This window comes from Streptomyces thermocarboxydus (genome assembly GCF_024760485.1).
In the GTDB taxonomy this organism is placed as follows: Bacteria; Actinomycetota; Actinomycetes; order Streptomycetales; family Streptomycetaceae; genus Streptomyces; species Streptomyces cellulosae.
Genome location: NZ_CP058273.1, coordinates 6,709,619 through 6,730,259 on the forward strand (window position 1 = coordinate 6,709,619; position 20,641 = coordinate 6,730,259).

The following is a 20,641-nucleotide window of genomic DNA, read 5'->3' on the forward strand; positions in this document are numbered from 1 at the left end:
CGGTGCCTCAGGACGCGGCCCCGCTGTCCGTCCGCTGCCCCGGAATCTCCGCCCTGCGGGCACTCCGCCGCACCGCCCTTAGCCGCAGCCCCTCCGGCATCAGCGTCAGCCGTTCCGTCACGCGGAGGCGGTACGACGGGTCCGGGTGGAGGTCGTAGCGGCGGAGGAGCAGGGCGAGGACCAGTGTCGCCTCGTGGAGGGCGAACTGGCGGCCGATGCAGGCGCGGGCGCCTGTGCCGAAGGGCTTGTAGGTGTGGGGCGGGCGGGAGCGTACCGCCGCAGGGTCGAAGCGGTCCGGGTCGAAGCGGTCGGCGTCCGCGCCCCACACCTCGGGGTCCCGGTGCAGCATCGGGATGAGCACCAGCGTCCACGCGCCGCGTCGCATCGGATGCTCGTCCGCCAGCACCGTGTCCTGCGTCGCCTCACGCGAGTACGCCGGCGCCGTCGGCCACAGCCGCAGCGACTCGTCGAGGACGCGGCGGACGTAGCGGAGACGGGCCACCTGTTCGTAGGCGGGTGTGTCCGTGTCGCCCCAGACCCGGTCGACCTCGGCGCGGGCGCGGTCCGCCACCTCCGGGTGGAGGGACAGGTAGTGCAGGGCGAAGGACAGGGCGCCGGAGGTGGTCTCGTGGCCGGCGACCAGGAAGGTGATGACCTGGCGGCGCACGTTCTCCGGTGACAGCCGTTCACCGGTGACCGGGTGCGCGGTCTCCAGCATGCGGTCCAGCAGGTCGCCGTCCCCGTGTCCGTCCGCGCGCCGGCGGCGGACCACCTCGTCGACGATGTGGCCGAGGCGCGCGATGTCCTCGGCGTTGCGCCGGCCGGCCCGGCGCAACAGCAGCGGGGCCAGCGGCGGCGGCACGTTGTTCAGCCGCTGCGCGTGCGAGAGCGCGCCGACCATCGACGTGACGAACGGGTGCGGGCGGGACCGTTCGAAGGAGCCGAAGTCGTACCCGAAGCCGGTGCGCGCGATCGTCTCCAGCGTCAGCTTGGTCATGTCGCCGGGCACGTCCACCCACCGGCCGTCCGTCGCCGCGGCGTCCCAGTGCTCGGTCAGGCGCGCCGCCACCGACAGCATCATCGGGTGGTAGCCGGACATCGCCTCCCGGCTGAACCCGGGCGCCAGCACGTCGTGCGCCAGCTGCCAGTTGGGCTCGTGGTTGTAGGCGGTGAACAGGCCGTCGCCCGCGAGCGGGCGCAGGTTGGCCACGCCCAGACCCACGTGTTTGGCGAACCGCGACTCGTCGGCCAGGTCCGCCACCAGCCGGGAGCCCCAGGTGAACACGAACTCGTTGCCGAACGCCCGGCGCCGGAAGATCGGACCCAACTCGCGGCCGAGACGCAGCGAGTCCTGCACGGGGGTTCGTCTGCTCGCCCCGACGACGTCGCCGAGCAGCGGCAGCCGGTACGGCGGACGCGGTATGCGGTGCAGTGCGGGCCAGCCCTGCTCCGCGCTGCGGAACCCCTTCGGCACGGCGGCCCGTGCCGTCGTCTCCGCCATGACACGGTCTCCTTCGGTCCGGCGAGCGAGTGGCGACGTGTTGCACATGAGTTCAATAACGCGGTGACAGTCTGGTCCGGCGGTCGGACGGGCGTCAACTACAGTGCGGGAATGGCCGTGGACCAGGGCGGGCGCGCGCGCCGCCGGCTGAGCACCGAGGAGCGCAGGGAGCAACTGCTCGCCGTGGGTGCGCGGTTGTTCTCCGAGAGCCCGTACGACGAGGTGTGGATCGAGCAGGTCGCCGAGATCGCCGGGGTGTCGCGCGGACTGCTCTACCACTACTTCCCGGCCAAGAGGGACTTCTTCGCGGCCGTGGTGGAGCGCGAGAGCGAGCGGATGCTCCGGATGACGGCGCCCGTGCCGGGCGTCCCGGTGCGCGAGCAGCTCACCGCCGGACTCGACGCCTATCTGGAGTACGTCGAGACCCACGCGCACGGCTACCGCGCCTTCCATCGCGCCGACGCGGCAGGGGACCAGGCGGTGCGGCGGGTCTACCGGCGGGCGCTGGGCGCGCAGGAGCGGCAGATCCTCGCCGCGCTCGCCGCCGACCCTGAGTTCGGTCCCGTGCTGGAGAGCCGGCCGGACACCCGGCTCGCGGTGCGGGGCTGGCTGGCGTTCACCACGGCGGTCTGTCTGGAGTGGCTGCGCGGGGCGCAGTTGGGGCGCGACCAGGTACGGGACCTCTGCGCGCGTGCGCTGCTGGGCGTCCTCGCGCCCTGAGTGCCCCTGGCAGGTTCCGAAAAGATCACCGGGGCCGGTTGGCGTGCGCTCCGATCTTCGATAGGTTAGGCAAGGCTTACCTAAGAGGAGGTTGGGATGGGTGACCACACGCACAGTTGGGCCGCCGCACCGGGCGCGGCCGAGCGGGCCCGCTCCGTGCTCGCCGCCGCATGGTCCTGCACGCTGACCGCGGAGGGCACCCGCGAGGAACTGGTCGGCGCGCACACCGTCACGGACGACGGGCGGGTCCTCCTCGACGTGCCCGAGGACGGCGCCCTGCCCGCCGCCGCGATCTGCGCACCGCGCGGCGAGCCGTCCGCGGTGCTGGAGTTCGCCGACGTCGCCCCCGTCCCCGTGCGCAACCGCGTCCGTTCCCGGGTGTGGCTCGCCGGATGGTTCTCCGTCGAGGGTGGCCGGCTCGAACTGCGGCCCACGCGTGTGGTCCTCCGCAGGCCCTCCGGCGCGCTGATGGTCGGCGCCGACGAGTTCGCCGCCGCCGCGCCCGACCCGCTGGCCGGCGCCGAGGCGCGGCTGCTGACCCACCTCGCGGACTGCCACGCCGACGCCGTCGAGCGCCTCACCCGTCTGGTCGACCCTGCGAGCCTCCAGGGCGCGGTGCGGGTGCGACCGCTCGCCGTGGACCGGCACGGGCTGACCTTGCGCATCGAACGCGCCCGCACCGACGGCGACGTACGGCTGGCGTTCCACGCGCCCGCCGACGACGTCTCGCAGCTCACCGAGCGCATGCACGTCCTGCTCGCGCAGGCGGCGGCCGCGTCCTGCCCGCGCCCGCTACAGGGGCAGCGCGCAGACGGCGACGGGTGACGCGAACGGCTCGCCCGCCGGGCGCAGTTCGCCGCTGTCCGCGTCCACGTGGAACACGCTGACGTCACCGGACCTCTGATTCGCCGTGAACAGCAGCCCGCCGTCGGGGGAGAGGGCGATGTGGCGTGGGAAGTCGCCGCCCACCGGCACGGTGCCGAGCAGCCGCAGCCGGGCCCCGTCCTCCTCGACGGCGTACCGGGCGACGCTGTTGTGGCCCCGGTTGGCGAGATACGCCCACCGGCCGTCGCCGGTGACGACGAGCTGCGCCGGGTAGTTGGTGCCCGCCTCGGGCTCCGAGCCCGTCGGCTGCGGCTCCCCGATCGTCAGCCGGCCCGACGTCGGCTCGTAGGCGCACACCGTCACCGTGTCGTCCAGCTCGTTGGCGAGGTAGGCGTACCGCCCGCCGGGGTGGAAGGTCAGCTGGCGCGGTCCCGCGCCGGCCCGCGCGGCCGCCCGCGACACCTCGGTGAGCGTCCCGTCCTTGTCGTCGAGGCGGTACGTGTACACGGTGTCCGTGCCCAGGTCCACGGCGAGGACGTGCTCGCCGTCCGGGGCGGTGACGAACTGATGCGCGTGCGGGCCCTGTTGACCCGGACCCGGTGCCGGCTCGGAGTGGGTGACCAGGGCCGTGCGCCCGCCGAGGACGCCCGACTGCTCGATCCGGTGCACCGCGACCGTGCCCGAACCGTAGTCGGCGCTCAGCAGGAACCGCCCACCCGGATGCACCGACAGATGACACGGCGAGGACCCGCCGGTGGCGCTGCTGCCCAGCACCTTCCGGTCGGACAGCCGCACGGCGGTCACCGCGCCGTCCTCCCGCTCGTTCACCGCGTACAGCGTCCGGCCGTCCGGGTGCACCGCCAGGAACGACGGGTCGCCCACCCCGCCGATGACGCCCTCGCCGCTGATCCGCCCCGTCACCGGGTCGTACGTCGCGGTCCCGATGCCCTTGCCGCCGCCGTCGGCCGAGGTGTACGTGCCCAGGTACAGCGGGCGCGGGCCCGAGGATGTCGCGCTCGGCGCGGGCGGGCCGGTCACCGTGGCCGGGGCCGGCGGGGTCGGCGCGTCGGACGGGTGGGAGCCGCCGTCACAGGCGGGCAGCGACATCCCGGCGGCCGTCCCCGCGAACGCGCCCACGAAGCGGCGCCTGTTCAAGCCGGCCCTGATCATCACACGCACCTTCGGTCGTCTCCCGTCCCGCTCGCCTCGGGCAACCTTGGCGTCGATCACCGGTCGAACGCAAGGGAAACCCGCTTGCGCGGGCGGGTCGCGGCCCGTTGCCGTCCCGCCCTCCGGGCGCGGAGGCACCCGTCCCTCCGGGAAACGCCCCCCTCAGCGCCGCCCCGCCGGCTTCTCCTCCCGGTCGCGGCGGAAGAGGCCCCGCACGCGGCCCAGGAGGCCGGACAGCCGGTCCCGCATGCGGGTGAGACGGGGGAGCCGCTCCCGCTGTTCCCGCGAGTGACGGTCGAGTTCCTCGAACAGCCGCCGGGTGCGGTGCTCGGTGTCCATCTCGTCGAGGATGCGGTTGACCTCGGTCAGCAGCGCGCCCAGGAGCTGCCACTGCTCCCGGTCGCGCCGGGCCTCCTCGTACAGCAGCTCCGCCAGCTTGTCGCGGGTGCCGGCCGCCTGCCGCAGCTGCGAGGACAGCCGTTCCTCAGCCGACTCGGCGTTGGCGCTCACGCTCGTGGTGACCAGCACCGCGAAGCTGACCACGGCGTCGGCGATCTCCGCCAGCAGCTGTTCGAAGACCTGCCCCGTCTCCTCCGAGAAGAGACGTTCCGGCTCCCGCTCCTTCGCCAGGTCGGTCAGCGTGCGGGCCAGCACCCGCAGCACCACCGTGCAGATCTCCAGCGTGTCCAAACCCGTGCGCAGCACCACCCGGTGCAGCAGCCCCTCCCGGACACGCGGGTTGAGCCGCAGGCTCTCCTCCGCCTGCCGCAGGTCGGCGTCCACCTCGCCGATGTCGTGGTCGAGGCGGCGGGCCTCGTGCAGCCGGGCCGCCGCGCGCGCCGCGGGCGGACGGCCCGCGGCCTCCTCGCCGATACGGAGCATCAGCTGCCGCACCCGGCGCGCCAGCTCCTCGATGGACTCGCCGGCCTCCTCCACCCATACGGGCGGCGCCAGCAGCAGGTTGAACCCCATCCCGACGAAGGCGCCGATCAGCGTCTCCACGATGCGCGCCCAGGCGGTGTCGCCGTGTGTGGTCACGCCGAGCACCAGCATGGCGCTGATCGCCACCTCGGGCACGAACTCGCCCGCCCGCACGATATGGCCGGTGATCAGTGCCGCGAGGATCAGCAGACCGAGGCTCCACCAGGTCAGACCCACCAGCAGACTGAACAGGATCGCCAGCACCACGCCCGTCACCACGGAGTTCACCCGGCGCCAACCGGTCCTCAGGGTCGAGTACAGGGTGACCTGGACGACGAGCAGCGCCGTCAGGGGAGCGGTGAGCGGCGCGGCCTCCGGGCTCAGGCGGACCGCGATCACGTAGGCGATGGTCGCCGCGGCCGCCGACCGCACCGTCTGCACGGTCAGCGGATCACGGTGCTGCTTGAGCCATTGGACGGCAGGCGCGGTCATCTGGCGTACGACGTGCATCCTCGGACGGTTCCCCCTCCACGCGTGGGACGAACGTGTTTGCCGTGACGGCAGTCGCCCGGGGTACGGCAACGGGACCACACCCCGCCGCCCGAGCGGGTGTCCCGTCGCCTGACGGGGTCACAGCTTGTCGATGAAGGCGAACAGATTCTGCCGCGTGCGGTCGATCTGCTCCTCCAGCGTGAGGCTCTCCTCGAACCGTGCCCCCGTCTCCGGCACCTTCAGTCCGCGCAGATACAGGGAGCAGGCCAGGTCGGTGCACATGTAGGCGCCGACCGAGTTGCCCTCCCGGCCCGCCGGGCCCGACTTGCGCGCGGTCATCAGCGACACCCCGCCGCGCGGATGGGTCGTCAGACACAGGGAGCACATGCTGCGGTGGAGGAAACCCCGCTGGGCGGGCTGGAAGCGCATCGCCACTCCGACGAGCCGGTCGTGCCCTTCGACGACCAGATAGCTGCGGTCGGGAGCGCCCGGATCACCCCAGCCCAGGAAGTCGAGGTCGTCCCACGGGCGACCGTCCAGGTCCCGGGGCACGTGCAGCCGCTTCGCCTCACCCTTCGAGCAGTTGATGAACGAACCGCGGATGTCCCGCTCGGTGAGGGCTTTCATGAGGTCGTCTCCTGTGATGTCCCGTGAAACCTAGGGGGTCTAGGTTTCGGCGGCCAGCGTAGGGACCGCCCCGCGCCGGGGCCAACGGTTTTCCGCCGCGCGCGGCCCGCCGCCCACCGCCCCGGCGCCTGGCCCGGGGGAGCGCCGTACGCTGTACCGCAGTCGCCGAGGGGGAGGGGAAGGCGCGATGGGGGACTCCCGGGAACGGGCCCGCAGGGTGCTCGCGGACGCGGGCCTGCCGCCGGACGCTCTGTCCGGCGTGCGCCCCCTGGGCGGCGGCACCTACAACACCGTCGAGGAGATCCTCCTGTCCGACGGTACCCGCTACGTCCTGAAGGTCCCGCCCCCGCCCGCCGTGCCCGGACTGCGCCACGAGCGGCGGCTGCTGGTCGCGGAGGCCGGCTTCTGCGCCGGGGCGGAGCAGGCCAGGGTGCCCGCCCCGCACGCCGTGTCCCTCGCCGCGGACCACGCCGAACCGTATCTGCTGCTCACCGCCTGCCCGGGCGTGCCCTGGCCCGAGGCGGCGCCCTCCGACGAGGAGCGCGAGGTCCTGCGGACCGAACTCGGCCGCCAGGTGGCACGGCTGCACCGGGTGACCGGCACCGCGTACGGCTACCCCACGGACGCCCTCGGCCCGCTCGCACCCGACTGGCGGACCGCGTTCACCGCGATGACCGACGCCGTGCTCGCCGACGTCCGCGACCACCGTCCCTGGCTGCCCTGCCCCGCGGACGAGGTGGCCGCCGTGTTCCGGGCCGCCGCTCCCGTGCTGGACGCGGTGACCGTGCCGGTGCTGGTCCACTTCGACCTGTGGCCCGGCAACATCCTGGTCGACCGGTCCGGCCCGGACGGGCCCGCGCGGATCGGCGGGCTGATCGACGGGGAGCGGATGTTCTGGGGCGACCCGCTCGCCGACCTCGTCTCCCTGGCGTTGCTGGGCGACATCGAGCGGGACGACGCCTTCCTCGCCGGCTACGCGGAGGAGGGCGGCCCCGCGGTGCTCGACGAGGACGGCCGCCTGCGTCTCGCGCTCTACCGCGCGTACCTCGACCTGATCATGCTGACGGAGACGGTGCCCCGGGCGGTGGGCGCGGAGGACGCGCGCCGGGTGCGGGAGCGGGTCGGCCCGCACCTGATGGCGACGCTCGAGGAAATCGGCGAGGCGAGTAAGTTCACATCGTGAACTAAGGAGGAGGGAAAGTCGCGCCGGGGCGCCGCCCGGAGGTATGTTGCAGGTCGGGCCGGGTGCATGGGAGGGGAGCCACATGGCGGGCAACGGGCGCACGGTGCGCGACCTCAGACGGGCCAACCGTACGGCCGTGCTGCAGCGGCTCTACTTCGACGGCCCCCTCAGCCGCTTCGAACTCGGCCCCGCGACCGGCCTCAGCTCCGGTTCCGTCAGCAACGTCGTCGCCGACCTGATCGCCGACGGGCTGGTCGAGGAGGCCGGCAGCGTCGACTCCGACGGCGGCCGCCCCCGCACCCTGCTGCGCGTGGCCCCCGCCAGCGGTCACATGATCGGCGTCGACGTCGGCGAGACCCGCGTCCGCGTCGAGCTGTTCGACCTCGCCCTCACGGAGCTGGCCCGCACCGAACGCCCGCTGGAGCAGCAGCGGTACGAGGTCGAGGTCATCGTGGACCACATCCGCTCCGGCATCGACGAGGTGCTCGCCGCCGCCGGTCTGGCGCCCGAGCGGCTCCTCGGCGTCGGCATCGGAGTCCCCGGCATCGTCGAGCGCACCGCCGACCGGGGCGCGGTCGTGCACGGGCAGACCATCGGCTGGGACGCGGTCCCGCTGGAGTCCCTGCTCCGCGACGGCTCCCCGCTGCCCGACGGCGTGCCGTACTTCATCGACAACGGGGCCCGGACGCTCGGCCAGGCCGAGATGTGGTTCGGCGCGGGACGCGGCGCGGAGAACGCCCTCGTCGTCCTCTTCGGCTCCGGCGTCGGCGCCAGCCTGGTCACCCCCGAGGTGCGGCACGGCCGGGCGGTGGAGTGGGGGCACCTGACGGTACGGGTCCGGGGCCGCCGCTGCCGGTGCGGCGCGCTGGGCTGCCTGGAGGCGTACGCGGGTGCGGAGTCGCTGCTGGCCCGCTGGAGCGAGGAGGGCGGCCGGGTCCCGCAGGACACCGACGAGGAGACGGCGCTCACCGCGATGCTCGCCGCCGCCTACCCGGCCGACGGCGCGGACGCCGACCCCGTCGCCCTCGCGGTGCTGGAGGAGACCGCCGAGTACCTGGGCGCGGGCCTGTCCGACCTGATCAACCTCTTCCAGCCGGAACGTATCCTCATGGGCGGCTGGGCCGGCCTCCAGCTCGGCTCCCGCTTCCTGCCGGCCGTCCGCCGCCACGCCCTGGCGTACGCGCTGCGCCATCCGGCGGAGCGGGTCACGATCGAACTCGGCAAGCTGGGCCCGGACGCGGTGACGGTCGGTGCGGCGATCCTGCCGCTGGCCGACTTCTTCGATCGCGGCGGCCGCCGCCCGGACCCGGACCCGACGGTCCCGGCCCCGGCCTGGCGCGAGGCTCTCCGGGACAGGGTGCCGCGCTGAGGGCGTGACGGCGTGTTCCGCCGGGGCGCCCGCGCCCCGAACCGGGCCTGGCAGCGCCCCGCCCGGTGCCTGAGCCCCGTGATGCGCGGAGACGGGTGGTGGTCTGTTCCGGCCCGGCGTCCGCCGCGAACGGACGCGGCGCGGCCGGCCCGCGCCTGCGCACCGGGCCCGACGGTGCCGGTGCCTGCCTGTCGGGAGGCCCTCCGGGACCGCGTACCGGGCTGAGGTGCCCAGCGCTCTGTGGGTTCGGGGCGGCTGCCGCCCCGAACCGGGCCCGGGTGGCACCGGCACCCAGTTGGCGCGCCGCGGACGTCAGCCCGTCGACTCGTCCGGTACAGGGGCCTCCGGGTAGGACGCCGCCGAATGGGGCGCGCCCTGGCGGCCCGTGCCTGCCTCGTCCGTGTCGGGGACGTCCTCCTCGGAGTCCGGGCCGTCCGACTCCTCGGCCTTGCGCTCACTCTCCCGTTGCGCGGCGGCCGGTGCGACCTCCCAGGGGTCCTCGTCGGGGCCCGCCTGCTGGTCGGGCAGGTCCCGGGGGACGCCCACGCCGTTCTCACCGGGGCCTTCGAGGCGATGGTCGGTCACGACGCTCTCCCTTCATCCGTACGGCCCTCGCGGGTACCCCACACGGCCCCGCGCAACCGCGCCGCTCAGCCCACCGCGCTGCCGTGCAGCGGGGCCGTGTTCTCCCCGGCGCCCTGCCGCATGCCCAGCAGGAACTCCTCCACCACCTGGGTCGCCGTGCGCGTCGGCCGCCAGCCGAGCTCCACCCGCGCGCGGGTGCAGTCCATCAGCGGCAGCCGCAGCACCGCGTCGAACAGGTGCGGGGAGGCCGGCAGCAGCCGCAGCCCCCAGGCCGCCGCGACCGCCGACCGGGCAGCCGCGCGCGGCAGCCGCACCCGGCGCGTGCCGAACATCTCGCCCAGCAGCTCCACGTCCACCGTCGGCTCCGCCGCCAGGTTGTACGGGCCCCGCGCCTCCGCGGACAGCACCGCCAGCCGGTACGCCTGCGCCGCGTCGTCCGTGTGGAGCACCTGCATCCGAAGGCCGGGGATGTCCGGCAGGAACGGCAGCAGGTCGGGGCGCGCCAGCTGCCCCGGCAGATACCGCCCGCCGAAGATGCGCCGCTGCTCGCTCGCCGACTCGCGCTTGAAGAGGAACGCGGGCCGCATCCGTACCACCCGAAGGCCGGGCCGGTCGCGCTCCACGATGTCCAGGGCCCGCTCCAGATACGCCTTCTCCCGGCAGTACGCCGCGTCCGGCCAGCCGTGCGTCGGCCACGACTCGTCCACCGCGTGATCCTTGGGGCCGGGGGAGTACGCCCCCACCGACGAGGCGTGCACCAGCGTCGGCACCTCCGCCCGCGTCACCGCGTCGAACACCCGCATGCTGCCGAGCACGTTGCTGCGCCAGGTGGTCGCCGGGTCGTGCGTGGGCTGGAACGCCCAGGCCAGATGGATCACCGCGTCGGCGCCCGCGAACTCCCGCACCAGGTCGAACCGGTCCGAGGCCACGTCCACCGCCGCCCACTCGGTCTTCGGCGGCGACCAGTCGGGGATCCGCCGCGCCAGCCCCCGTACGGAACCCACCTCGGGTTCCTCCGCGAGGGCCCGCACCACGCTGGTCCCGACGTTCCCGGTGGCGCCCGTGACGACGACCCTGAGTCCCGCTGCGCTGCTCACGTCCCGCTCCCTCCGGCCGCACTGCTTCCGCGGAGCGGTCCGGGTACCCCGTGCGCGGGCACGAAAAAGAGCCCCGGCCGTGACGGGGGAATCACGGCCGGGGCGGCATATGGTGGGTGCGCATGGCGGTCGCCTCTCGGCGAAAGGCACCACAGGGCTTCAGCCGAACGATCGTCCCTGTGGGCGGATGGTGAGGCCCGGGGACACTGTCCCATCCGCACCCACGGTCTGTTCAACGGGCAACAGCCTCGCTGTGTTCCGCCCGCGGCCGTATCGAGCGGTGACGTGTGTCACCACCCCACCACCCCGCCGCGCCGGTACGCACCGGTCAGCGGCCCCGCGCGTCCGGGTTCAGGTCGGCCCACAGGTTCTCCGCCTGGAGCACCAGCGTGCCCAGCACCGCCGTCCGGGCCGCGTCCTGCCCCGCCTCCTGGGCCAGACCCTCCTGGAGCGCGGTGTGCAGCTCCCGCATCGCCGCGTCGGTCCGCTCGTCCAGCAGCGGGTCACCGGGCTCCTTCTCGCCCAGCAGCCGGTCCGCCTCCGCGTGACAGCTGTCCGCGAGCAGCTCCAGCAGCTTCCCGTAGGAGCGCAGCACCTCCGGATCGGGCGCGGCCGCGGAGCGCTCCTCGTCCGCCGCGACGGCCAGACTGCGGGTCAGCGCTGTGACATGGCCGGTGACGCGGCCGAGCCGCTCGTCCTCGTCCTCCGACGGCAGCGCCTCCGTCGGCGCCCGGTGCAGCGTGCGCAGCCACCCGGACGTCAGCAGCAGGCTCTCCCTGCTCCAGCCGCGCGCCGAGCGCAGTGCGTCCAGCCGGTCCTGGAGCCGTTTCGCCGTGTTCAGCCGGCCGACGGCCGTCTGCGCGTCCCACTCGCCCTCGCGCAGGTCCCCGGCGACGGCGCTCAGCACCTCACCCGCCTCCCGGGCCAGCGCCGCCAGGTTCTCCCGCACGTCCCGCAGATGCACCGGCGGCAGGACGAACGCGTTCACCGCCACGCCGATGACCGCGCCGAGCGCCGCCTGTCCCAGCCGGTGCCCCACCGCCTCCACGCTCACCGTGCCCGACGCGATGGTGAAGACGGCCGTGGTCGCCGCGTAGATGCCCTGGTCGCCGAAGCGCCGCCAGTTCGACAGCAGCACCAGCACCGGCACCGACAGGGCGAGCGCGCCCGTGTTGTCGTCGGTGACCGCCTGCGCGCCCGACGCCACCAGGGCGCCGACGCAGATCGCGGCGAACTGCCGCGCCCCCGTCACCAGCGAGCTGTACACGGTGGCCTGCACCAGCACCAGCGCGACCCACGGCGCCATCAGCGCCATCGGGTCGCCCAGCCACACCTGCGCCACCAGCCAGGCCAGCAGCGCCGCCAGCGCCGCCTTGAGTGACTGGACCAGCAGGTCCCTCTCCCGCCCCGGCCCGCGCACGACGGCCCGCGCCGCCCGGCCCACCGAGCCCGCCTCCCAGCGCACCGCGTCCACGGCCCGGGCCAGCCGCCCCGATGTCGCTCTGTCGTTCCCTGTCCCGTCGATCACCCGCGTCATGGGCCTGCGGTTTCCCTGCCGGACCGGTGGACAAGCATGCGGAATCTCACGCCAGGGGCGAGTCGGCCAGCGACGCCAGCAGGTGCGCCGGGTCGTCGTACACCGCGTCCGCGCCCGCCTCCGTCAGATCGGCGCGCGGGATGCCGCCGCACAGCAGGCCCACACAGCGCACCCCGGCCCGCGTCCCCGCCCGCATGTCCCACACCGTGTCGCCCACGAACACCGCGCGCTCCGCGGGCGCCCCCGCCAGCTCCAGCGCGTGCTCGACGGGTTCGGGCGCCGGCTTGCCCGCGTCGACGTCGTCGGCGCTCGCCGTCGCGGAGATCGCCCGGTCCGCCCCGATCGCGCGGCGCAACGCGTCCAGCTCCGCTCCGCCGGCCGAGGTGGCGAGCACCACGGTCCATCCGTCGTCGTGCAGCCGCTCCAGGAGCCGCCCGGCGCCGGGGAGTGCGGGCAGCCGGTCGGAGTACTGCCCGTACAGCGTCTTGTGCGCGGCGCTCAGCTCCGCGTCCCGCGAGGTGTCCCGGTCCTCGCCCAGCAGATGCGCGATCAGATCGGTGGAGGGCAGCCCCACGGCGCGGTGGACGGCGTGCATGGGCACCTGGTGCCCGGCCTGCCGGAACGCCTCCCACCAGGCCGTCACGTGCAGATGGTTGGTGTCGGCCAGGGTGCCGTCGACGTCGAAGACCGCCGCCCGTGTCATGAATGTCCTTCCTCTCCTCGTCGGCCCGTACGGGTACCACCGCCGCCGCCCGCCACTCCGGCCGGCGTCCTGCGCTCCCGCGCCCAGGCGAGCAGCTGCTCCAGCGACCAGGTGGTCACCACCCGCTCGGGCGACACCCCGCACTCCTCGGCGCGGGCGCAGCCGAGGATCTGCCAGTCCAGCTGCCCGGGCGCGTGGGCGTCCGTGTCGACGGAGAACAGCACCCCGGCGTCCACCGCCCGCCGCAGCAGCCGCCGGGGCGGGTCGAGCCGCTCGGGCCGGCTGTTGATCTCCACGGCGGTGCCGGTCTCCGCGCACGCCGCGAACACCTCGTCCGCGTCGAACTCCGACTCCGGCCGGCCGCGCCCGCCGATCAGCCGCCCGGTGCAGTGGCCCAGGATGTCGGAGTGCGGGTCGCGCACGGCGGCCACCATCCGGCGGGTCATCGACCGGGCGTCCATCCGCAGCTTGGAGTGCACCGACACCACGACCACGTCCAGCCGTTCCAGCAGCTCCGGCTCCTGGTCGAGGGAGCCGTCCTCGAGGATGTCGCACTCGATGCCGGTGAGCAGCCGGAACGGCGCCCATGTCCCGTTCAGCTCCTCGATCACGTCCAATTGGTCCCGCAGCCGCTCCGCCGACAGCCCCCGCGCCACGGTCAGCCGGGGGGAGTGGTCCGTCAGCACCGCCCACTCATGACCGAGCGCGGCGGCCGTGCGGCCCATCTCCTCGATCGGGCTGCCCCCGTCCGACCAGTCCGAGTGCAGATGGCAGTCCCCGCGCAGCAGCGCCCGCAGCTCCCCGCCCGCCCGGTCCGCGGGCTCCGCCTCCGCCTCCTCGCGCAGCTTCCGCAGGTACTCCGGCACGTCCCCGGCCAGCGCCTCCCGCACCACCTGCGCGGTCTTCGGCCCCACGCCCTTGAGCCGCTCCAGCGTCCCGGCCGCCGCCCGCTCGCGCACCTCGTCCGGGCCCAGCTCCGCCAGCGTGCGCGCCGCGGTGCGGAATGCCCTGACCCGGTACGTCGGGGCCAGCGACCGCTCCAGCAGGAACGCGATGTCCTCCAGCGCCTCCACGGGGTCCATGGCCACCTCCTCGCTCCAGGGTTCCCCAGCGCGTACAGGGGCGCACGCCGCGTCGGGGCGGTTGGCCCGCGCCGCACCGGGTACTGCGACCCGGCACGCCGGACACCGACGACGAGGAGGTCCGTATGTCCCTCTCCACCCCCGTCAACGGCAAGGTCGCCCTGGTCACCGGCGCGGACTCCGGCATCGGCCGGGCCACCGCCGTACGGCTCGCCGCGGCCGGCATGGACGTAGGCATCACGTACCTCACCGACCGCGAGGGCGCGGAGGAGACCGCCGAGGAGGTGCGCTCGCACGGCTGCCGCGCCGAGGTCGCCCGCCTGGACCTGACCGAGCTGCCCGGCGCCGCGGACACGGTGGACGAGCTGGGCGACCGGCTGGGGCGCGTCGACGTGCTGGTCAACAACGCCGGCACCGGCACCATGACGCCCTTCCTCGACCTGGGGCCCGAGAAGGTGCGCGAGGTCCTCGACGTCGACCTGCTCGGCCCGTTCCTGTGCTCGCAGAAGGCGGCGCGGCACATGATCCGGCAGGGCGACGGCGGCCGGATCGTCAACGTGACCTCGGTGCACGAGCACCAGCCGCGGGTGGGGGCCGCCCCGTACTGCGCGGCCAAGGGCGGTCTCGGGCTGCTCACCCAGGTGATGGCCCTGGAGCTGGCCGAGCACGGCATCACGGTGAACGCGGTCGCCCCCGGTGAGATCGCCACCCCCATGACCGGCCAGGAGGACACCGACCCGCACACCGAGAGCCGCCCCGGCATCCCTCTCGGCCGCCCCGGAGACGCACGGGAGGTCGCCGCGGTGATCGCCTTCCTCGCCGGCCCCGACGCCTCGTACGTCACCGGCGCCTCGTGGAGCGTGGACGGCGGGATGCTCCGCATGGGACCGCAGGCAGGCTCCCACCTGACGAGCGACGACTGGCGCCGCCCCTGAAGGTGGCGGGTGTGATGTCCGGAAAGCCCTGATCATGCCGTTCGGGTCTACTCTCGATGCATGACCGAAAGCGCGACTCCGTACATGTCACAGCCGCGGATCACGGTGCTCGGGGTGCAGCCGGGAGACCCGCCGTTCCGGATCGTGGAGATCGACGGACAGGTCGTCGGCGAGGCCAGGTCCATCACCGACGTGCTGCAGGCGGCCGCCGCGTACGGCATCAAGGTGCACGACCTGGACGACCCCGACACGGTCCGCTGGGTGGGCGGGGACAAGTTCACCTGGTCCTCGCGCCAGGCCCCGCGGGTCCGCGAGGAGCAGAAGGAGAAGCCCTAGACAGCCGTACGCCCCCGCCCGCGGGGGACGGAGGCGTGCGGCGCGCCGTGGAGCGGGCTCACTCCTTCTTGCGCCGCGCGTGGACGGCCCTGCTCATGCGACGGCCCACGAGCAGGTAACCGAGCAGCGCCCCGGCGGTGTTGAGGATGACGTCGTCGATGTCGAAGGCGCGGCCGGTGACCAGCAGGCCCTGTGCCACCTCGACCAGCAGCATCACCACGGCCGTCAGGACGAGGATCCGCAGGAAGCCCCGGGTGCGCGGCGCGACGACCGGGGCCAGCACGCCGAACGGCACGCCCAGCAGGATGTTGCCGCCGATCTGCTTGATCGCGTCGCGCAGCCCCGGCTGGTCCAGATAGGCCCGCAGGGAGCGGCCCGGGTGCAGGTTGGTGTGCGTCAGGGCCTCCGAGGCGGGGGACGGCTGCAGCGTGAGCCGGGCCAGCACGACCGCGAAGACCACCATGACGGCGAAGGCGCACAGGAGCACCAGCAGCCTGAGGGGCAGTGGGAGCGGTTGGGGGGCGGCGCGGGCCATCGGAAGTCCTCCAGTCGTCAAGGTGCGTGAGTGCTACGGCGGTTACCCCCGGTCGGGCCGCACAGTCCGGTCAGTGCGCGAAGGTGATCCGCACCCGCTCGAACCCCAGGGAGCGCAGCAGACCCTGGAGCATTCCGCGGGTGTTGGCCTCGGCCCGCGCGGTCAGTTCGCTCTCCTCGGCCGCCTTGCGGATGTGCCGCACGGCGAGCTTCTGCACGGCCTGTTCGCTGTTGGGGTTGTCCGAGAACAGATCCCCGAGCCGGTCGAGCAGGCCGCGCTGTTTGGAGACGGCGTAGGAGCGGTCCACGTCCAGCGCGGGCGTGCCGAGACGGGCGCGGGGCAGCGTCAGGGCGGCGGAGGTGCGGTCCTCGTCCACCCGGACGTCGCCCTCCTTCAGCCCGCCGAGGTCCACGTACGCGTCCACGGTGCCCGCGCCCACGTACAGGGTGCGGCTGCCGCGGATCGCGTCCGGAAGGAACTTGGTGTCCTTCTCCAGGTCCACCACCACCTGGAAGTTGCCCGAGGCGGCGTCGTAGCGGCTGATGTCCTGGATGGACTCCAGCAGCGCGGGTCCCGAGCGGTCGCGGGTCTCCGTGCCGAAGAGGTCCTTCAGGCCCGGCAGCACGCTCAGCCGGATCCCGGCGAACAGCACGGCCAGCACCACCACGGTCGCACCCAGCGCCTTCACCCAGCCGGGCACGCGCGCGGTCGGTCGCTTCACCGGAGTCGTCATGGTGACGGCCCTCCTTCCTCCCGTCCGCATGCCCGCCATCTCAGGGAACAGGCACGGGAGTTGGGGGACCGGCCCTCGCATCGGGGGCACGGAGGGGCGCACGGGCGGGCGGACCCGCGGCGGTTACACCGGCCCGGGCTTCGACTCGGGCGCGGTCAGCGCCGCGTCCAGGGAGGGCCACGGCGGCAGCAGCCGGGTCAGACCGGTGATGCGCAGCATCCGCAGGGTCAGCGGATGGACGCAGACCAACTGCAGCCGCCCGTCGGCGAGACGGTGCCGGGCCCGGTAGAGCAGACGCAGCCCGGAGAGGTCGAAGAACGTGACGTGGGTCAGGTCGACGACGACGCGGGCGTCCGGCTCGGCGGTCGCCAGATCGAGGTGCGGCGTGATCTCCGTGGCGGCGGCGATGTCGATCTCACCGTGGAGCTCCAGCACGGTGTGGCCCCGGTCGCGGCGCACGCGCAGATGCCGCGTCAGCGGCGGGGGTTCGAACCGCACGACGCCATCGCCTCCAGCCAACCGGGTGCTCCGGGGAGGGCCGCCGGCCCCAACACCGGCCCCCGGCGCGCGAGTTACTTGCGGACGACTGCATTTGAGCATGTTCGAATGACATATGTCTTCGTCTTGCGACCGAGTTTTTCGCCACTTTGATCGATGGCTACGTCGTCGATGACTGAAAGGCGGGAGCGCGGACAGGCGTCCATGGGACGGGGCCGGACCGCCCCGCACCCGACTCCGCGGAGGAGACATGGCACTGGTGACCACGGGCGTGGTGGTGCTCGACTGCGCCGAACCCGAGAAACTCGCCGAGTTCTACAAGGAGTTGCTGGAGGCGGAGCATGTCGACGCGACCGCCAACCGGGTGGAGCTCCGCTCCGCCGACGGCTTCCGCCTGGCCCTGCGCCGCGACATGAACGCGACCGCGCCGAGCTGGCCGCGCCCGGAGAACTCCCTCCAGGCGCACCTCGAGTTCGTGGCGGAGGACCTGGACGGGGTGGAGCGGAAGATCGTGAGTCTGGGCGGGCGCCCGACGGAGAGCGGTGATGCGGCCGGCGCCGCGGAGGAACGCGGGTATGCCGACCCTGCGGGTCACAGCTTCACCGTGCGGAGGGGTGTGCCTATGGCACCCAAGCAGGGGTGAGCGTGTCGGGGGCTGCGCCCCTCGCCCCCTTTCGGCCCTGGCGGGCCCCGTCCTCGAACGCCGGACGGGCTACATGCAGCCCGTCCGGCGTTCGAGGACCGGGGCTCGGGGCGGAGCCTCGTGACGGTGACGGTCAGTCGCGGCCACCCGTGTCGGGAACGGGCCACGTCCCCGTGGACCGTTCGATCGCCTTCGCGCCGGCGCGGTCCACCGCACTCCGCACCGCCGCGAAGATCGCCCCCTGAATCGCCGCGGCCAGCAGAATCTCGCCCCAGCCGCGGTCGCGGTCCAGCGCGTCCGGCGCGTTGTCCTCCTTCCTGATCACCTTCCAGGTCTTCTGGAAGGCCATGCCCGCCACGGTGCCGCTGGTCCAGCCCAGCGCGAAGCCGATCGGCTTGTACGCCAGGGGCAGCTTCTTCTTCGCCTTCTTGTTCTTCTTCGCCACGTCGTTCTCCTAGATCGGCTGCGTACCGTCTGCGTCGTCAGGGGTGGTCGGTCAGGGGCGCCCCCGCTCCGGGATCTCCTCGCCGGGCGGCACCGGGCCGGGCGGGGTGCCGTCGCCGAACGGCCGGCCGCCCAGCTCCTCACGGTGGTGGGGAGTCGTCCAGCCGGACAGGTCGGGCCCGAGGGGGACGATGCCGGACGGGTTGATGCCGGTGTGCACCTGGTAGTAGTGCCGCTTGATGTGGTCGAAGTCGACGGTGTCGCCGAACCCCGGCGTCTGGTACAGGTCGCGGACGTACGCCCACAGCACCCGGTTCTCCGCCAGCTTCCACAGGTTGCACTTGAAGTGGCCGTGGTACACGGGGTCGAACCGCACCAGCGTCGTGAACAGCCGGATGTCCGCCTCCGTGATGGTGTCCCCGACCAGGTACCGCTGCCGCTCCAGCCGCCGCTCCAGCGACTCCAGTCGCCGGAACAGCCTCGTGAAGGCCGCCTCGTACTCCTCCTGCCCGGTGGCGAAACCCGCCCGGTACACCCCGTTGTTGACGTCCCGGAAGACATCGTCCATCACCGCGTCGATCTCGTCGCGCAGCTTCTCGGGATACAGGTCGGGCGCCCCCTCGCGGTGCAGGGCCGTCCACTCGGTGGCGAAGTCCAGGGTGATCTGCTGATAGTCGTTGGTGACCAGCTTCCCGCTGGGCACGTCCACGATCGCCGGCACGCTCACCCCGCCCGGGTAGTCCGTCTCCCGCCGGTCGTACGCCTCGCTGAGGTAGCGGATGCCGAGCACCGGGTCGCGTCCGTCCGGGTCCAGGGTGAAACGCCAGCTGCGGTCGTCCTGGACGGGGTCCACGACGGCCAGGGACACCGCGTCCTCCAGCCCCAGCAGCCGCCGCGACACCAGAGCCCGGCTCGCCCAGGGGCAGGCGCGGCTCACCACCAGCCGGTAACGCCCGGCCTCCACCGGCCACCCGTCCCGCCCGTCCGCGGTGATCCGGTCCTGGAAGTGCGCCCGGGACCGCTTGAACGCCTTCCTGCCGTACGCGCTGTTGCCGCCGCCCGCGTCGTCGCGGCCGCTCATGGTGGTCTCCCTCTGTCGTCGTAACTCGTCGGAACTCGTCGGTACGCGTCGGTCCTGCGCCGTCCCTGTCACCGCGTTCCCCGTTTTCCCCCGGCCGCACGGTATGAGCTGCGCCGACCGGGGCAATCGGCCGTCGTGACTACACGATCGGATCGCAAGACACGGCTCACCGTCCTGGTGGCGCTCGCGGCCAACCTCGTGATCGCCGCCGCCAAGGCCGTAGGCGGCCTGGTCGCGTCGTCCCCCGCGCTGCTGTCGGAGGCGGCGCACTCGGTGGCGGACAGCGTGAACGAGGTCTTCCTGCTCGCCGCCCTGCGCCGCAGCCGCCGCCCGGCCGACCGCCGCCACCCCTTCGGCTACGGCAAGGAACGGTTCTTCTGGTCGCTGCTCGCGGCCGTCGGCATCTTCGTGATGGGCGGCTGCTTCTCCTTCTACCAGGGGATCGACGCCCTGCGGAACGGGGGAGAGGAGCACCTGAGCGGTTACGTCGCCGGGCTCGTCGTGCTCGGCGTGGCGTTCCTCGCCGAGGGCGGCTCGCTGCTGCGCGCCCTGTACCAGGTGCGCCGCCAGGGCGGCGGACTGAGCGATCCGGCACTGCGCACGGTCATCGCCGAGGACGGCACCGCGGTCGTCGGCGTCACCCTCGCCATGGCCGGCATGGTCCTGCACATGGTCACCGGGCAGGTGGTGTGGGAGGCGTCCGCCTCGCTCGCCATCGGGCTGCTCCTCGGCTACGTCGCCTACCGGCTCGGCTGCGAGGCCCGCGACCAGCTCATCGGCGAGGCCGCCGACCCGCGGACCGGCGACCGGATCCGGGAACTGCTGCGCGCCCAGCCGGAGATCGACAGCGTGGAGGCGCTGTTCACCATGAAGACCGGGCTGGACACCGCCCTGGTGGCCGCCCGTGTCGACCTGGTGCCGGGACTGGACAGCGAGCGGGTGGAACAGGTCGCCGTGCGCATCAAGCGGTCCATCGTCCGGGTGGTCCCCGAGGCGGCCCAGGTGTTCCTCGACGTCACCGAGCGCGGGGCGGCGGAGGCATGGGAGGGCCCCGCCGCGACGGGGGAACGCGGCGGGGCCTGACGCTCGTGTGCCCGGCGGCCGGGGCTTCATGCGCGGCCGGTCCGAGAAATTCTCGACGTTTCCCGGGACGTCCGCGTCCACCCTCAGCCCTGGTCGGTCCGCTCCAGCACGAAGACCGGAATCTCCCGGCTGGTCTTCTTCTGGTACTCCTCGTACTGCGGGAACGCCTCGACCGCGCGCTTCCACCACACGGCCTTCTCCTCGCCCGTGACCTCACGGGCCGTCATGTCCCACTTGTCGGGGCCGTCCTGGAGCTCGACATGCGGGTGGGCCTTCAGGTTGTGGTACCAGACCGGGTGCTTGGGCGCGCCGCCCAGCGAGGCGACCACCGCGTACCGACCGTCGTGCTCCACCCGCATCACCGGGGTCTTGCGCAGCTTGCCGCTCTTCGCGCCCCGGCTGGTGAGCACGACGACGGGCTTGCCCTGCAGCGTCGTCCCCTCCGTGCCGCCGGACCGTTCGATCAGCTCCACCTGTTCCCGCACCCAGGCCGTCGGGCTGGGCTCGTACTCGCCTTCGAGAGGCATGGCATCCGTCCCAT

At 73.5% G+C, this 20,641-nt stretch carries 23 protein-coding genes; 8 read left to right on the top strand and 15 right to left on the bottom strand.

The features are described 5' to 3' along the window. Nucleotides 1-7 precede the first annotated feature (7 nt). On the bottom strand, nt 8-1,501 hold the full coding sequence (locus AY578_RS30680; protein WP_161108706.1) for a cytochrome P450: 1,494 nt from the start codon (nt 1,499-1,501) through the stop codon (nt 8-10). A gap of 111 nt (nt 1,502-1,612) precedes the next feature. Here AY578_RS30680 and AY578_RS30685 point away from each other — a divergent pair, with 111 nt between their 5' ends. Next, the gene (locus tag AY578_RS30685) at nt 1,613-2,221 is read left to right on the top strand and encodes a TetR/AcrR family transcriptional regulator (protein WP_019521290.1); all 609 of its coding nucleotides are present in this window, start codon (nt 1,613-1,615) and stop codon (nt 2,219-2,221) included. 96 nt (nt 2,222-2,317) lie between these two features. After that, nucleotides 2,318-3,046: a DUF2470 domain-containing protein gene (locus AY578_RS30690; protein ID WP_019521289.1), complete on the top strand. Its 729-nt coding sequence runs from the start codon at nt 2,318-2,320 to the stop codon at nt 3,044-3,046. Here the strand turns inward: AY578_RS30690 and AY578_RS30695 are convergent. From AY578_RS30695 to AY578_RS30705, 3 genes are all read right to left on the bottom strand, one after another. After that, nucleotides 3,014-4,216, bottom strand: a complete 1,203-nt coding sequence (locus tag AY578_RS30695) for a lactonase family protein (RefSeq protein ID WP_258906496.1) — start codon at nt 4,214-4,216, stop codon at nt 3,014-3,016. The genes AY578_RS30690 and AY578_RS30695 overlap by 33 nt on opposite strands. A gap of 162 nt (nt 4,217-4,378) precedes the next feature. Beyond that, nucleotides 4,379-5,647 carry an FUSC family protein gene (locus AY578_RS30700; RefSeq protein WP_019521287.1) on the bottom strand — a complete coding sequence of 423 codons (1,269 nt, stop codon included), beginning with the start codon at nt 5,645-5,647 and terminating at the stop codon, nt 4,379-4,381. Nucleotides 5,648-5,767: 120 nt separating this feature from the next. Further along, a complete protein-coding gene (locus AY578_RS30705; protein ID WP_019521286.1) occupies nt 5,768-6,256 on the bottom strand; it encodes an FBP domain-containing protein in 489 nt (162 codons plus the stop codon). A 187-nt stretch (nt 6,257-6,443) separates the two neighbouring features. On the opposite strand from AY578_RS30705, the gene AY578_RS30710 reads away from it, so the two are divergent. Together AY578_RS30710 and AY578_RS30715 are read left to right on the top strand one after the other, a co-directional pair. Next, nucleotides 6,444-7,439, top strand: a complete 996-nt coding sequence (locus AY578_RS30710; protein WP_215188334.1) for a phosphotransferase family protein — start codon at nt 6,444-6,446, stop codon at nt 7,437-7,439. Nucleotides 7,440-7,521: 82 nt separating this feature from the next. Then, nucleotides 7,522-8,808 carry an ROK family transcriptional regulator gene (locus tag AY578_RS30715; RefSeq protein ID WP_136237554.1) on the top strand — a complete coding sequence of 429 codons (1,287 nt, stop codon included), beginning with the start codon at nt 7,522-7,524 and terminating at the stop codon, nt 8,806-8,808. 312 nt (nt 8,809-9,120) lie between these two features. On the opposite strand, the gene AY578_RS30720 is transcribed toward AY578_RS30715, so the two are convergent. The 5 genes from AY578_RS30720 to AY578_RS30740 form a co-directional block, all read right to left on the bottom strand. Next, the gene (locus AY578_RS30720) at nt 9,121-9,393 is read right to left on the bottom strand and encodes a hypothetical protein (RefSeq protein ID WP_019521284.1); all 273 of its coding nucleotides are present in this window, start codon (nt 9,391-9,393) and stop codon (nt 9,121-9,123) included. Nucleotides 9,394-9,458: 65 nt separating this feature from the next. Continuing rightward, nucleotides 9,459-10,490: an SDR family oxidoreductase gene (locus AY578_RS30725; RefSeq protein WP_028959014.1), complete on the bottom strand. Its 1,032-nt coding sequence runs from the start codon at nt 10,488-10,490 to the stop codon at nt 9,459-9,461. Between the two features lie 328 nt (nt 10,491-10,818). Beyond that, nucleotides 10,819-12,027: an FUSC family protein gene (locus AY578_RS30730; protein WP_020699937.1), complete on the bottom strand. Its 1,209-nt coding sequence runs from the start codon at nt 12,025-12,027 to the stop codon at nt 10,819-10,821. A gap of 46 nt (nt 12,028-12,073) precedes the next feature. Next, nucleotides 12,074-12,730 carry an HAD family hydrolase gene (locus AY578_RS30735; protein ID WP_258906499.1) on the bottom strand — a complete coding sequence of 219 codons (657 nt, stop codon included), beginning with the start codon at nt 12,728-12,730 and terminating at the stop codon, nt 12,074-12,076. Further along, the gene (locus tag AY578_RS30740) at nt 12,727-13,812 is read right to left on the bottom strand and encodes a PHP domain-containing protein (protein WP_258906501.1); all 1,086 of its coding nucleotides are present in this window, start codon (nt 13,810-13,812) and stop codon (nt 12,727-12,729) included. The genes AY578_RS30735 and AY578_RS30740 overlap by 4 nt, the downstream gene beginning before the upstream one ends. 125 nt (nt 13,813-13,937) lie before the next feature. On the opposite strand from AY578_RS30740, the gene AY578_RS30745 reads away from it, so the two are divergent. Together AY578_RS30745 and AY578_RS30750 are read left to right on the top strand one after the other, a co-directional pair. Continuing rightward, nucleotides 13,938-14,747, top strand: a complete 810-nt coding sequence (locus AY578_RS30745; RefSeq protein ID WP_210635228.1) for an SDR family oxidoreductase — start codon at nt 13,938-13,940, stop codon at nt 14,745-14,747. A gap of 60 nt (nt 14,748-14,807) precedes the next feature. Continuing rightward, nucleotides 14,808-15,083: a hypothetical protein gene (locus AY578_RS30750; protein ID WP_037777998.1), complete on the top strand. Its 276-nt coding sequence runs from the start codon at nt 14,808-14,810 to the stop codon at nt 15,081-15,083. 58 nt (nt 15,084-15,141) lie between these two features. On the opposite strand, the gene AY578_RS30755 is transcribed toward AY578_RS30750, so the two are convergent. The 3 genes from AY578_RS30755 to AY578_RS30765 form a co-directional block, all read right to left on the bottom strand. Beyond that, the gene (locus AY578_RS30755) at nt 15,142-15,618 is read right to left on the bottom strand and encodes a VanZ family protein (protein WP_019521277.1); all 477 of its coding nucleotides are present in this window, start codon (nt 15,616-15,618) and stop codon (nt 15,142-15,144) included. Between the two features lie 70 nt (nt 15,619-15,688). Further along, nucleotides 15,689-16,351 carry a DUF4230 domain-containing protein gene (locus AY578_RS30760; RefSeq protein WP_210635226.1) on the bottom strand — a complete coding sequence of 221 codons (663 nt, stop codon included), beginning with the start codon at nt 16,349-16,351 and terminating at the stop codon, nt 15,689-15,691. 123 nt (nt 16,352-16,474) lie between these two features. Then, on the bottom strand, nt 16,475-16,849 hold the full coding sequence (locus tag AY578_RS30765) for an anti-sigma factor antagonist (RefSeq protein WP_019521275.1): 375 nt from the start codon (nt 16,847-16,849) through the stop codon (nt 16,475-16,477). A 250-nt stretch (nt 16,850-17,099) separates the two neighbouring features. Here AY578_RS30765 and AY578_RS30770 point away from each other — a divergent pair, with 250 nt between their 5' ends. Continuing rightward, nucleotides 17,100-17,492: a VOC family protein gene (locus AY578_RS30770; protein WP_028959009.1), complete on the top strand. Its 393-nt coding sequence runs from the start codon at nt 17,100-17,102 to the stop codon at nt 17,490-17,492. A gap of 133 nt (nt 17,493-17,625) precedes the next feature. Here the strand turns inward: AY578_RS30770 and AY578_RS30775 are convergent, their stop codons facing one another. Then, the gene (locus AY578_RS30775; protein WP_019521273.1) at nt 17,626-17,937 is read right to left on the bottom strand and encodes a DUF4235 domain-containing protein; all 312 of its coding nucleotides are present in this window, start codon (nt 17,935-17,937) and stop codon (nt 17,626-17,628) included. A 51-nt stretch (nt 17,938-17,988) separates the two neighbouring features. Continuing rightward, complete coding sequence (locus AY578_RS30780) at nt 17,989-19,017, bottom strand: glutathione S-transferase family protein (RefSeq protein ID WP_019521272.1); 1,029 nt, start codon at nt 19,015-19,017, stop codon at nt 17,989-17,991. A 135-nt stretch (nt 19,018-19,152) separates the two neighbouring features. On the opposite strand from AY578_RS30780, the gene AY578_RS30785 reads away from it, so the two are divergent. After that, on the top strand, nt 19,153-20,100 hold the full coding sequence (locus AY578_RS30785; RefSeq protein ID WP_052183218.1) for a cation diffusion facilitator family transporter: 948 nt from the start codon (nt 19,153-19,155) through the stop codon (nt 20,098-20,100). Nucleotides 20,101-20,183: 83 nt separating this feature from the next. Here AY578_RS30785 and AY578_RS30790 read toward each other — a convergent pair whose 3' ends face one another. Beyond that, the gene (locus AY578_RS30790; protein ID WP_019521270.1) at nt 20,184-20,627 is read right to left on the bottom strand and encodes a nitroreductase family deazaflavin-dependent oxidoreductase; all 444 of its coding nucleotides are present in this window, start codon (nt 20,625-20,627) and stop codon (nt 20,184-20,186) included. Nucleotides 20,628-20,641 lie beyond the last annotated feature (14 nt).

Coding starts and splice junctions, on each gene's coding strand:
- AY578_RS30705 (WP_019521286.1), bottom strand. CDS start 6,256: ATGAAAGCCCTCACCGAGCGGGACATCCGCGGTTCGTTCATCAACTGC.
- AY578_RS30750 (WP_037777998.1), top strand. CDS start 14,808: ATGACCGAAAGCGCGACTCCGTACATGTCACAGCCGCGGATCACGGTG.
- AY578_RS30740 (WP_258906501.1), bottom strand. CDS start 13,812: ATGGACCCCGTGGAGGCGCTGGAGGACATCGCGTTCCTGCTGGAGCGG.
- AY578_RS30695 (WP_258906496.1), bottom strand. CDS start 4,216: ATGATCAGGGCCGGCTTGAACAGGCGCCGCTTCGTGGGCGCGTTCGCG.
- AY578_RS30760 (WP_210635226.1), bottom strand. CDS start 16,351: ATGACGACTCCGGTGAAGCGACCGACCGCGCGCGTGCCCGGCTGGGTG.
- AY578_RS30680 (WP_161108706.1), bottom strand. CDS start 1,501: ATGGCGGAGACGACGGCACGGGCCGCCGTGCCGAAGGGGTTCCGCAGC.
- AY578_RS30735 (WP_258906499.1), bottom strand. CDS start 12,730: ATGACACGGGCGGCGGTCTTCGACGTCGACGGCACCCTGGCCGACACC.
- AY578_RS30770 (WP_028959009.1), top strand. CDS start 17,100: ATGGCACTGGTGACCACGGGCGTGGTGGTGCTCGACTGCGCCGAACCC.
- AY578_RS30780 (WP_019521272.1), bottom strand. CDS start 19,017: ATGAGCGGCCGCGACGACGCGGGCGGCGGCAACAGCGCGTACGGCAGG.
- AY578_RS30715 (WP_136237554.1), top strand. CDS start 7,522: ATGGCGGGCAACGGGCGCACGGTGCGCGACCTCAGACGGGCCAACCGT.
- AY578_RS30690 (WP_019521289.1), top strand. CDS start 2,318: ATGGGTGACCACACGCACAGTTGGGCCGCCGCACCGGGCGCGGCCGAG.
- AY578_RS30700 (WP_019521287.1), bottom strand. CDS start 5,647: ATGCACGTCGTACGCCAGATGACCGCGCCTGCCGTCCAATGGCTCAAG.
- AY578_RS30685 (WP_019521290.1), top strand. CDS start 1,613: ATGGCCGTGGACCAGGGCGGGCGCGCGCGCCGCCGGCTGAGCACCGAG.
- AY578_RS30755 (WP_019521277.1), bottom strand. CDS start 15,618: ATGGCCCGCGCCGCCCCCCAACCGCTCCCACTGCCCCTCAGGCTGCTG.
- AY578_RS30790 (WP_019521270.1), bottom strand. CDS start 20,627: ATGCCTCTCGAAGGCGAGTACGAGCCCAGCCCGACGGCCTGGGTGCGG.
- AY578_RS30710 (WP_215188334.1), top strand. CDS start 6,444: ATGGGGGACTCCCGGGAACGGGCCCGCAGGGTGCTCGCGGACGCGGGC.
- AY578_RS30745 (WP_210635228.1), top strand. CDS start 13,938: ATGTCCCTCTCCACCCCCGTCAACGGCAAGGTCGCCCTGGTCACCGGC.
- AY578_RS30730 (WP_020699937.1), bottom strand. CDS start 12,027: ATGACGCGGGTGATCGACGGGACAGGGAACGACAGAGCGACATCGGGG.